This window comes from Streptomyces sp. NPDC104581 (genome assembly GCF_055583685.1).
In genome coordinates this window covers 150275-160377 of record NZ_JBVJNN010000014.1, presented here as the reverse complement: position 1 = coordinate 160377, position 10103 = coordinate 150275, and the positions used below count along the sequence as shown (strand labels likewise).

Genomic DNA, 10103 nt, shown 5'->3' with positions numbered 1-10103 from the left:
CACCCGAAGGCTTCATCGTTCGACTTGCATGTGTTAAGCACGCCGCCAGCGTTCGTCCTGAGCCAGGATCAAACTCTCCGTGAATGCTTACCCGACCCGAAGGTCCGGTGGACACCACGAGAGCGGAACAACCAGTCGGAATAAGACCGGTCGTTCACAGCGTCCTCGCTGTGTTTCTATCAAAGGAACCTCAACCCAATCCACATGATGCGGACGAGGTCGGGGTATCAACATATCTGGCGTTGACTTTTGGCACGCTGTTGAGTTCTCAAGGAACGGACGCTTCCTTCGGTCCCGTCACCGGGCCCCTCCGGGCTTTCCCTTCGGTCCTACTGTCTTGCTGTTGTGCTGTCTTGCGTTTCCGACTCTATCAGAACCTTTCGGCGCCTGATTCCCAGTCAGCGGGTTTGTCTTTCCGGCCCTGCGGCCGTTCCGACGAGTGAGACTTTAGCGGAACCGTTCCCCCGAAGCTAATCGGGGTTCGCGTCCCTTCGAACGCGGATTCCTCATTTCGCAAAAGCACGCGCGAAAGCATAGCGACCGGATGTCGCATGTTTGCAGTGATCTTGCGGAATGACCGTCCGGGGATCGACCGGGGTCGATGCTCACGTCGGACAGCTTGGAGGACATTACTTTCGCGTCCGGGACGTGTCAACTTGGGGTCGGCGGGGTAGCGGGCGCGTGCCCTGGCACCCATGACCACGCATGTGTGCGACTTCAGCCGGCGGGCCGTCTGACGGCGGCCCGCTGACACGTATGCGATCAACGGCCTCCGTTCCGGTGGCCGTCGCGTTTCTCCCCCTTGTCGGAGGTTCGGGAGCCCGGCCCTGCGGCGGCGGCTCCGAACAGAAGGGGGACGACAGAGATGACGCGGATCTTCAGCGGGGTCAGGCCGACCGGCCATCTGACACTGGGCAACCGCCACGGGGCCGTGCGCAGGTGGGCGGAGGTGGATCAGTACCGGGCGGATGCCTTGTTCGGCATCGTCGACCTGCACGCCCTGACCGTCGAACACGATCCGGCCCGTGTGCGCAGACTCAGTCGGCAGGCCGCCACGCGGCTGCTGTTGCCCGCCGGCTGACGGGGGCCGGGGGCGGGAGGCGGTCAGCCGTTGCCGGAGGCGAGTTCGCGGCTGCGGTCGCGGGCCGCCTCGATCGCGGCGATGAGGGCGGCCCGTACGCCGTGGTTCTCCAGTTCGCGGATGGCGCTGATGGTGGTGCCGGCCGGGGAGGTCACGGCCTCGCGGAGCTTCACCGGGTGCTCGCCGCTGTCGCGCAGCATGACCGCGGCGCCGATGGCGGCCTGGACGATGAGGTCGTGGGCCTGGGCGCGGGGCAGGCCGAGGAGGATGCCTGCGTCGGTCATCGCCTCGACCAGGAAGTAGAAGTACGCCGGGCCGGAGCCGGAGAGGGCCGTTGCCGCGTCCTGCTGGGACTCCGGGACGCGGGCGGTCTTGCCGACGCCGCCGAAGATCTCGTCGGTGTGGTTGAGGTCGGCGGCGGTGGCGTGGCTGCCGCCGGAGATGACGGACATGCCTTCATCGACGAGAACGGGGGTGTTGGGCATGACGCGTACGACGGAGATACCGGTGGTGAGGCGTTCCTCGATGAAGGCCGTGGGGATGCCCGCGGCGGCGCTGATGACCAGCCGGTCGGCGGTGACGTGGGGGGCGAGTTCGTCGAGGAGTTTGCCCATGTCCTGGGGCTTCACGGTGAGGATGAGCGTGTCGGCGCGTTTGGCGGCTTCGGCGTTGGTGACCGGTTCGACGCCGTAGCGGTCCCGGAGCTGGGAGGCGCGTTCGGCGCGGCGGGTGGTGACGAGCAGGTCGGCGGGGCGCCAGCCGGCGCGGATCATGCCGCTGAGGAGGGCTTCGCCGATCTTGCCGGTACCGAGCACTGCGATGGTCTTGGTCATGCGGGGTCACCTCGCCGGTGGGTGGTGCTGGCGCCTGTCCTCTGGATCAGGTCCGAGCCGTCGTACGGAACGTCCTGGCCCATCCTCGCACCGGCGACGGGGACGGGCCGGGGTTGTCCGGGTGTCGGAACGGCGCGGTGGCCCGGACCGGTCGGCCGGGTCGCCCGGGGTCTACGCGGTGCGGCGCCGGAGGGTCGCCGCGCCGAGGGCGAGGACCAGGACCGCGCAGCCGGCGACGATCACGATGTCGCGTACGAAGGTGCCGGTGACTTCGGTGTGGCGCAGGACCTCGTTCATTCCGTCGACGGCGTAGGACATGGGCAGGACGTCGGAGACCGCTTCGAGGACCGGGTGCATGTTCTCGCGTGCGGTGAACAGTCCGCAGAGGAGGAGTTGGGGGAAGATCACCGCCGGCATGAACTGCACCGCCTGGAATTCGGACGAGGCGAAGGCGGAGACGAAGAGTCCGAGCGCCGTGCCGAGCAGGGCGTCGAGGAGCGCGACCAGCAGGAGCAGCCAGGGCGAGCCGACGACGTCCAGGCCGAGGCCCCAGACGGCGAGGCCGGTGGCGAGCAGGGACTGGACGATCGCGAGGGCTCCGAAGGCGAGGGCGTAGCCGGCGATGAGGTCGGCCTTGCCGATGGGAAGGGCGAGGAGGCGTTCGAGTGTGCCGGAGGTGCGCTCGCGCAGCGTGGCGATGGAGGTGACCAGGAACATCGTGATCAGCGGGAAGATGCCGAGGAGTGAGGCGCCGATGGAGTCGAAGGTGCGTGCGTCGGCGTCGAAGACGTAGCGCAGGAGGAAGAGCATCACGCAGGGGACGAGGATCATCAGCGCGATGGACCGGGGGTCGTGGCGGAGCTGGGTCAGGACCCGGGCGGCGGTGGCGAGGGTCCGGGCGCCGGAGAAGGCGCGGGGTGCGGGGCCCGGCGGCGGGGTCACGGCGGGGGCCGGGGTCGAAGCCGGGGTCGGGGTCTCGGCGGTGGTCATCGCTGGGTCTCCCGGAGTGCGTGGGTGTCGGCCTCGTCGACGAGGTGGAGGAAGGCTTCTTCGACCGTCCCGGAGCCGTTCCGGGCGCGCAGGGCGTCGGGGGTGTCGTCGGCCAGGATCTCGCCGTCGCGCATGAGGAGGAGGCGGTGGCAGCGTTCGGCCTCGTCCATCACGTGGGAGGAGACGAGGAGGGTGGCCGCGCGGTCGGCGGCGATGCGGTGGAAGAGTTCCCACAGGTCGCGCCGGAGTACGGGGTCGAGGCCGACGGTCGGTTCGTCGAGCACGAGGAGTTCGGGCGTGCCGAGCAGGGCGACGGCGAGGGAGACGCGGTTGCGCTGGCCGCCGGAGAGCCGCCCGGCGAGGGCGTCGGCGTGGGACGCGAGGTCGACGTCGGCGATGGCGCGGTGGACGGTCTCGTCGCGGGCGTCGCGGCGGGAGCGTCCGGGGTCGAGGATCGCCGCGAAGTAGTCCAGATTCTGACGGACCGTCAGGTCGTCGTACACGGAAGGCGCCTGGGTGACATAGCCGATGCGGGCGCGGAGCGTGGCGTCGCCGGCGGGGCGGCCGAGGACGTCCAGGGTGCCGGTGACCTGTGCCTGGGTGCCGACGACGGCGCGCATCAGCGTGGACTTGCCGCAGCCGGAGGGGCCGAGGAGGCCGGTGATCCGGCCGGGCGGTACGGCGAAGTCGAGGTCGCGCAGCACGGTGCGGTCGCCTCGTACGACGCGCAGACGGCGGGCACGGATGGCGGCCCCGGGTTTATTCATCATGCGATGAATACTGCTCCCGTCCGCGCCGCACCGTCAAGGGCGGGGCTTACCCGGTGCCGGGGACGAGCGGCAGCAGACCCGGGTGGCGCGACGCCGTCCGCAGGACGGCGACCGTCGAGCGGACGATGCCCTCCTTCACGTACGCCGCCGTGCGGCCGGTCAGCACCCGGTCGCGCGGCGAGTCGTCGGGCCGGACGAACTGGACCAGCCCGTCACGGCGGCCGAGGCTCAGACACTGGAGGCGGTAGGAGAAGTCCAGCGGTTCCGGTTCCTCGCCCCGCAGTTCGGCGATGATCGAGGCGGCGGCCCGCGAGCCGCCGGGAAGGGCGGCGGCGCATCCCATGCGCAGCGGGCCGGCGGCGGCGCTGTGCCCGGCCGCCGAGTCGCCCACCGCGTACACCTCGGGATGCGACACGGACCGCATCGCCGCGTCGACCTCGATCCGTCCCCCGGCGTCGGTGGCGATCCCGGCGGCGAGCGCCGGTTCGGTGTTGGGGGTCATGGAGGCGGCCCAGACGACGACGTCGGTGTCGATGTCCTCGGGGCCGGCGATACGGCGGCCCTCCTCGACGGCCACGTTCAGGGCCGCGAGCACCGTCCGGACGTGGGCGCGGCCCCGGTCCGAGAGCCCCGCTCCGACGACGCCCTCCGTGAGGAGGCCGACGCGCCGGCCCGGGTGGGTCTCCGCGAGCTCGGTGGCCAGCTCGATCCCGGTGAGGCCGCCGCCGACGACGGTCAGGGCGCCTGGCCCGTTCTGGAGGCGGCTGCGCAGCTCGGTGCCGGACTCGACGGTGTACACGCGGTCCTGGTCGCCGGCGCCGACTGACCGGGTGCGGCTGCCGAGGGCGAGGACCAGCCGGTCGTAGGGAAGGCCCCGGCCGTCGTCGGTGCGGACCTCACGGGTGCCCGGGTCGACGGCGGTCGCGCGCGAGGCGACATGGACGATGCCGGTCGAGCGGAGGAACGGGCCGAGGGGGTGGGTGACATCGGGGCGTCCGGCGGCGCGTTGGTGCAGCCGGACGCGTTCGGTGAACCGGTCGGCGGGGTCGACGAGGGTGACGTGGGCGTGCGGGGCCAGGCGCAGCGCGCACATCAGCCCCGCGTAGCCCGCGCCGACCACGACGACCCGCTTCCTTCCGCCGTCGGCGGCCGGGCCGCCCGGTGCGGCGGAGAAGGCTGCGGGCGAGGGGGAGGCGTCGTTGGGTGTCATACAAGGAAGACGAACCGGGGCGCCCGAATGCGACAGTGATCGCGGTCACAGGCTCCCGAGATCGAGGTGGCGCAGTTTCTCCGGGTTGATCACGGCGTCGACCTCGGTGATCAGCCCGCCGTGCACGTTGAAGCCGAAGACGGCGCTCTGCCCGCCGACGGGGTCGATCAGCACCACTCCCGGGGAGCCGTTCACCTCCCGTACGAGGGCGTGCATCGTCTCGGGGTCGAAGTCGCGCATGAGGCGCCGGGTGAAGCGGACGACCTTCTCGTCGCCGATGATCGGCAGCCGGGCCGCCATGACCTTGCCGCCGCCGTCCGAACGCCACACCACCTCGGGGTCGAGGATCTCCAGCAGACCGTCGAAGTCCCCGCCGAGCACGGCCGACAGGAACGCGTCGACGGCGCGCCGGTGTTCGCCCCGGTCGACGGAGCGGCGGGGCGCCTCGGCCCGCACCCGCTGGCGGGCACGGGAGGCCAGCTGCCGTACGGAGTCGGGTGTGCGGCCCACCACCTCCGCGATCTCCTTGAACGGCACGGCGAAGACGTCGTGCAGGATGAACGCGGTCCGTTCGGCGGGCGTCAGCCGCTCCAGCACGGTGAGCAGGGCGAGCCCGACGGACTCGTCCAGCGTGACCCGGTCCTCGGGTCCGCTCTCGGTGACCAGCGGCTCGGGCAGCCACGGTCCGACGTAGGACTCGCGGCGGGCGCGCGCGGAGCCGAGCTGGTCGTAACAGAGCCGGCTGACGACCGTCGTCAGATACGCCTTCGGATCGTCCACCTCGCCGTCGGGGAGCTGCTGCCAGCGCAGCCAGGTCTCCTGGACGGCGTCCTCGGCGTCGGCGACGGATCCGGTGATGCGGTAGGCGATGCCCCACAGCCTCTTGCGCTGCCGCTCGAATTCGGCCAGATCGGCCATGAGCCGGTGCTCCTCTCCCCTGCCGGTGTCAGGCCCGGGACAAGGGGCCCTGTGAGACAGACGACACGGGAGGTCGAAGTGTGACAGTCAGCTCGACGACGTACGCCTCCTCGACCAGCCCGGAGGGAAAGACCGTGCGCAGTTCGGCGCGTTCACCGGCCAGACAGGCCGCCGTGGCGTCGTCGCCCAGCACCCGGAAGAGGGAGTGGCTGCCGAGGTTGGCGAGGTGGGTGTCGAGCGGGACGGTGCGCATCCAGCGCAGCTCGCGCCGTACGGCCGGCGGACCGTCCGGCAGGTCGTCGGCGCGGCGGCCGTCCGAGCTGTGCGCCCCGTCGCCGGCGACCAGGTGCAGCCGCCGCTCCTGCGCGGCGATCCAGGGCACGGCGCGGTCGGCGACGTTCCACCACAGGGCGAGCGCGCCGCCGGGCCGCAGCACGCGCAGGGCCTCGGGGACGGAGCGGGCCGGGTCGGTCCAGTGCCAGGACTGGGCGTACGTCACCAGGTCGACGGAGGCGTCCGCGATCGGCAGGGCGTCGCCGAAGGCCCTGACCAGCGGGGTGCCGGGCAGGGTACGGCGGAGTCGCGCGGCCATGCCGGGGCCCGGTTCGGCGGCGGTGACTTGGGCGCCGCGCTCCCGCAGCAGGCGGGTGGCGATACCGGTCCCGGCGCCGACGTCCAGGACACGGGAGCCCCGCAGTGAGCGGCCGGCGAGCTCCTCGACGGCGTCGAGGAGGGCCGGCGGATAGCCGGGCCGCGCGGCGTCGTACTGGCCGGCGACGACATCGAAGGAGAGCGCGCGATCGGTCATGGGTCCGTCCTGACGCGTGGGATGTTCTCGGCCGCCGGACCGGCTCGTCGGATCCGCCGGGGTCCGCCTGCGGCCGGTGGGGGACGGCCGGTCGGTCATCCGCGCCCGCCGCGCTTGCCCTTGCGGGCGGCCGGGTTGCGCGTACGGGTGGTGCGCCGGCGTCGGTGGCGGGTGAGGGCCGCCTCGTACTCGGCACGGCGGAGCCCCTCTCCCGGTGCCTCGGCCAGTGAGCGCAGGAAGTACGCCGTCAGCGAGCCGATGAAGCCGATCGTCTTGAGGCTGCGCAGCGACTCGTCGCCCGCGGGGTCGGCGGGGCGTTTCGAGAAGCCTTCCCAGGTCTTGCGGAAGGCTATGGCGCTGCACACCGCGAACATCACGATGACGAGCACGCCCACGAAGGACCCGGCCTTCGCGATCTCCAGGCCCTCGAAGGCGAAGCGCAGCAGGAAACACCCGCCGACGGCGGCGGCCAGAGATCCGGCGGAGACGGCGACCCGGCGCAGCGCGTACCCGCTGCCGCGCCCGACCCAGGTCGTGCCGAAGAAACGGACCGGCTCGGGCCGGGGGCCGGCCCCACCGACACCGCCGCCGACACCGCCGCCACCGTCCGTGCTCTCGCTCCGGCTCTGATCCCGCCCCTGCCCCTGGCTCTCGCTCACCGGACGATTGTCCCAGTGAGCGGGGGCCGGGCCGGGACCGGGCCGGGTGCGGGGCCCGGCTCAGGCACAGCGCGGCGCGACGTACCCGTCACTCCCTGTTCTGACGTAGGCGTCGGAGACGAACTCCCCATTGGCGATGTTGTCCCAGATCTTCGACGTCCCGTACGGCCCGGACACCGACTCGCCCGTCTTCTGGCAGTTGACCGGGACCCTGGCGTCGTACGGCAGGACGCGGACCAGCCGGTACTGCGTGCCCGGCCCCGAGCGCACGTTGACGCGGTAGCCCGGCGCGACGGGGTATCTGACGCCCGACGCGGCGAGTGTGCCCGCCCCGGCGTCGGCCCCACCCGCCTCGGCGCCCGCGCCCTTCTCCCGGCTCCCGCCGACCTCTTCCGCCCCTTCAACAGTCATCGCTGCGCTCCCCCTCGGTGATCTTGTTGAATGTTCACTCTCTGCGACGCGCAGGCTAGCAAGACCCTTCAGCCACAGCCGCACCTTCGACTAGGCTCCGTGAGTCGCGCGCTCGCAGAAGCGACACGGGGGACACACACATGGAATACGCCGGGAGTTACCGCCTTGAGGTCTGCCTCGGCTCCGGCGGCATGGGCGTCGTGCATCTCGCGCGCTCCGCGTCGGGGCTGCGCCTCGCCGTGAAGGTGGTGCACCAGCAGTACGCGGCGGACCCGGAGTTCCGGGCCCGCTTCCGTCAGGAGGTCGCCGCAGCGCGCCGCGTCAGCGGTGCGTTCACCGCGCCCGTCGTGGACGCGGACCCGGATGCCGAACGGCCCTGGATGGCCACCTCGTACATCCCGGGCCCGACCCTGGCCGAGCAGGTCAGGAACAACGGCCCCATGGCCCCGGCCGAGTTGCGCCGGCTGACGGCGGGGCTCGCCGAGGCGCTGCGGGACATCCACCGGGCCGGTGTCGTCCACCGCGACCTGAAGCCGGGCAACGTACTCCTCACGGACAACGGTCCCAAGGTCATCGACTTCGGGATCTCACGGCCGGTCGACAGCGATCTGCGCACCGAGACGGGCAAGTTGATCGGCTCGCCGCCGTACATGGCGCCGGAGCAGTTCCAGCGCCCGCGTGAAGTGGGGCCCGCGGCCGACGTGTTCGCGCTGGGCTCGCTGCTGGTGCACGCGGCGACCGGCCGTGGGCCGTTCGACTCCGACAGCCCGTACATCGTCGCCTACCAGGTGGTGCACGACGAGCCGGATCTGGTCGGCCTGCCCGCCGATCTGGCGCCGCTGGTCGGGCGCTGCCTCGCGAAGGACCCGGGGAAACGTCCCACGCCGGACGAGATCATGTCGGAGCTCCGGCCGCCGTCGTACGAGGCGGACGCCTTCATACCGGCTCAACGCCGTTCCGTGGAGCGGCCGTTGTCCACCCCGGCCGGTGAGCGGCGCACCCATGTCGGTGCGCGGTCGCCGGCCGGACGCGGGTCCGCCCCGAATCCGGCGGCAGCCCCGGCGGGCCCCGCCACGGAGTCCGGCCCGGGGCCGGAACGCGGCGCGCGCCGGGACACGGAGCGGGACACGGCGGAGCCGGACACCGGGGCCGGCCGTCGGCGGCGGGCCAGATGGCCGGCGCTCGCGATCGGCACCGTCGTGCTCGTGTACGGCGGCCTCTGGGCCGCACAGGGCTTCGGCGACACCCGGACACCGCCCGCCGGCCCGGCGGGCTCCGGCGCGGTGGAGGCCGCGGGCGCGGCCTTCGAGCCGTGGCGGGCCCCGTCCATCGGGGACGCCGCCGAGCGGGGCGCCGCTCCGGCGTGTGCGTACACACCGAGCCTCTCCGGCGTCTCGGCGACGCTGCTCTGCTCCACGCGGGGCGTCGCCGCGGCGCGGCTCGACCCCGCCGACGGGCGGGTGATCTGGTCGCGGGGCGCGGACACCGACGGCTCGGACGTGCCCGTCGTCTCCGGTGGCCTGGTCCACGTTGTCACCACCGCGCCGAAGGGCGCGCGGCTGCGGGCGTACGCGAAGGACGACGGGGCCGAGGTCTGGAGCAAGAGGCTCTCCGGTTACCGGGGCGGCGTGCACCACACCGACGACAGCGCGCTGCTCGTGCACGACGACGGGCGGGCGGAGGCGCTGGACAGCTCGACGGGCGCGACGCGCTGGGAGCGCCGGCTGCCGGGGCACTCCGATCCCGTCCTCTCCTCGCACAGCGCGGCGACCGGGCACTCCTACGCCGCCGAGCAGTCGGGCGACGGCCGCACCACGCTGGTCAGCGCGGTGGAGCCGAAGACCGGGAAGCTCGCCTGGCAGCGCCGGTTCGACGGGTACCTGACGCCCGCGGCCACCGAGCGCGGCGTCCTGTTCCTCTCCTCGCTCGACCAGGACTCGATGACGGACGCGGTGGTGCGCTACGACACAGCGAGCGGGGACGTGCGCCGGGTCCCGCTGCCCTACGTCGTGCCGCAGGCACAGCTCGCCGTGCGCGACGGCACGGCGTACGTGCTGGCGCGCGGCGGGAGTCTGCTGGCCGTCGACACCACCCGTGAGGGCGGGAAGGCCGAGCCCCGCTGGGAGTTGGAGACCGATGTCGCCCGCTCGTCCGTTCCCGTCGTGACGGGCGGGAACCGGCTCTACTTCTCCGCCGCCGACGGCCGGCTGATCACGGTCGACACGGCCGAGGGCACCCTGATCGGGGGGACGAAGCCGCGTCTGCTGTCGGGCAAGCTCGCCTACATGGCGTCGCTGCCCGCCCCCGCCGTCGCTCCCGGGCGCGTCTACGCGGGTGCGCCGGACGGGTCCGTCTTCGCCGTGGACAGCGAGGACCCCGGCACCTGGTGACGCGCACCGGTGCCGGGGTCCTCGTGTCCGGCC

The 10103-nt window shown here is 72.5% G+C and carries 9 protein-coding genes, 1 rRNA gene and 1 pseudogene; 2 read left to right on the top strand and 9 right to left on the bottom strand.

What is annotated here, in order from left to right:
• Positions 1–84: ribosomal RNA gene (locus tag ACZ61E_RS14625) — 16S ribosomal RNA — on the bottom strand; the annotation flags it as partial.
• Positions 85–865: 781 nt separating this feature from the next.
• On the opposite strand from ACZ61E_RS14625, the pseudogene ACZ61E_RS14620 reads away from it, so the two are divergent.
• A pseudogene (locus ACZ61E_RS14620) lies at positions 866–1078 on the top strand (tryptophan--tRNA ligase); the annotation flags it as partial.
• A gap of 26 nt (positions 1079–1104) precedes the next feature.
• On the opposite strand, the gene proC reads toward ACZ61E_RS14620, so the two are convergent.
• The 8 genes from proC to ACZ61E_RS14580 all read right to left on the bottom strand — a co-directional run bounded on the left by proC (position 1105) and on the right by ACZ61E_RS14580 (position 7680).
• Complete coding sequence (proC, locus tag ACZ61E_RS14615) at positions 1105–1914, bottom strand: pyrroline-5-carboxylate reductase (protein ID WP_469699995.1); 810 nt, start codon at positions 1912–1914, stop codon at positions 1105–1107.
• Positions 1915–2085: 171 nt separating this feature from the next.
• Complete coding sequence (locus ACZ61E_RS14610; RefSeq protein ID WP_469699994.1) at positions 2086–2904, bottom strand: ABC transporter permease; 819 nt, start codon at positions 2902–2904, stop codon at positions 2086–2088.
• A complete protein-coding gene (locus ACZ61E_RS14605) occupies positions 2901–3674 on the bottom strand; it encodes an ABC transporter ATP-binding protein (protein WP_469699993.1) in 774 nt (257 codons plus the stop codon). Before ACZ61E_RS14605 ends, ACZ61E_RS14610 begins: the two co-directional genes overlap by 4 nt.
• Positions 3675–3720: 46 nt before the next feature.
• Complete coding sequence (locus ACZ61E_RS14600) at positions 3721–4884, bottom strand: NAD(P)/FAD-dependent oxidoreductase (RefSeq protein WP_469699992.1); 1164 nt, start codon at positions 4882–4884, stop codon at positions 3721–3723.
• Positions 4885–4929: 45 nt separating this feature from the next.
• Positions 4930–5802: an RNA polymerase sigma factor SigJ gene (gene sigJ, locus ACZ61E_RS14595; RefSeq protein ID WP_469699991.1), complete on the bottom strand. Its 873-nt coding sequence runs from the start codon at positions 5800–5802 to the stop codon at positions 4930–4932.
• A gap of 28 nt (positions 5803–5830) precedes the next feature.
• On the bottom strand, positions 5831–6610 hold the full coding sequence (locus ACZ61E_RS14590) for a class I SAM-dependent methyltransferase (RefSeq protein ID WP_469699990.1): 780 nt from the start codon (positions 6608–6610) through the stop codon (positions 5831–5833).
• Between the two features lie 95 nt (positions 6611–6705).
• On the bottom strand, positions 6706–7269 hold the full coding sequence (locus tag ACZ61E_RS14585) for a hypothetical protein (RefSeq protein WP_469699989.1): 564 nt from the start codon (positions 7267–7269) through the stop codon (positions 6706–6708).
• Between the two features lie 60 nt (positions 7270–7329).
• Positions 7330–7680: a hypothetical protein gene (locus ACZ61E_RS14580; protein WP_469699988.1), complete on the bottom strand. Its 351-nt coding sequence runs from the start codon at positions 7678–7680 to the stop codon at positions 7330–7332.
• Between the two features lie 140 nt (positions 7681–7820).
• On the opposite strand from ACZ61E_RS14580, the gene ACZ61E_RS14575 reads away from it, so the two are divergent.
• A complete protein-coding gene (locus ACZ61E_RS14575; RefSeq protein ID WP_469699987.1) occupies positions 7821–10070 on the top strand; it encodes a protein kinase domain-containing protein in 2250 nt (749 codons plus the stop codon).
• The last annotated feature ends 33 nt before the right edge of the window (positions 10071–10103 follow it).

Excerpts from the sequence above, each read along its gene's own strand:
- proC (WP_469699995.1), bottom strand. The coding sequence starts at position 1,914 with ATGACCAAGACCATCGCAGTGCTCGGTACCGGCAAGATCGGCGAAGCC.
- ACZ61E_RS14610 (WP_469699994.1), bottom strand. The coding sequence starts at position 2,904 with ATGACCACCGCCGAGACCCCGACCCCGGCTTCGACCCCGGCCCCCGCC.
- ACZ61E_RS14605 (WP_469699993.1), bottom strand. The coding sequence starts at position 3,674 with ATGATGAATAAACCCGGGGCCGCCATCCGTGCCCGCCGTCTGCGCGTC.
- ACZ61E_RS14600 (WP_469699992.1), bottom strand. The coding sequence starts at position 4,884 with ATGACACCCAACGACGCCTCCCCCTCGCCCGCAGCCTTCTCCGCCGCA.
- sigJ (WP_469699991.1), bottom strand. The coding sequence starts at position 5,802 with ATGGCCGATCTGGCCGAATTCGAGCGGCAGCGCAAGAGGCTGTGGGGC.
- ACZ61E_RS14590 (WP_469699990.1), bottom strand. The coding sequence starts at position 6,610 with ATGACCGATCGCGCGCTCTCCTTCGATGTCGTCGCCGGCCAGTACGAC.
- ACZ61E_RS14580 (WP_469699988.1), bottom strand. The coding sequence starts at position 7,680 with ATGACTGTTGAAGGGGCGGAAGAGGTCGGCGGGAGCCGGGAGAAGGGC.
- ACZ61E_RS14575 (WP_469699987.1), top strand. The coding sequence starts at position 7,821 with ATGGAATACGCCGGGAGTTACCGCCTTGAGGTCTGCCTCGGCTCCGGC.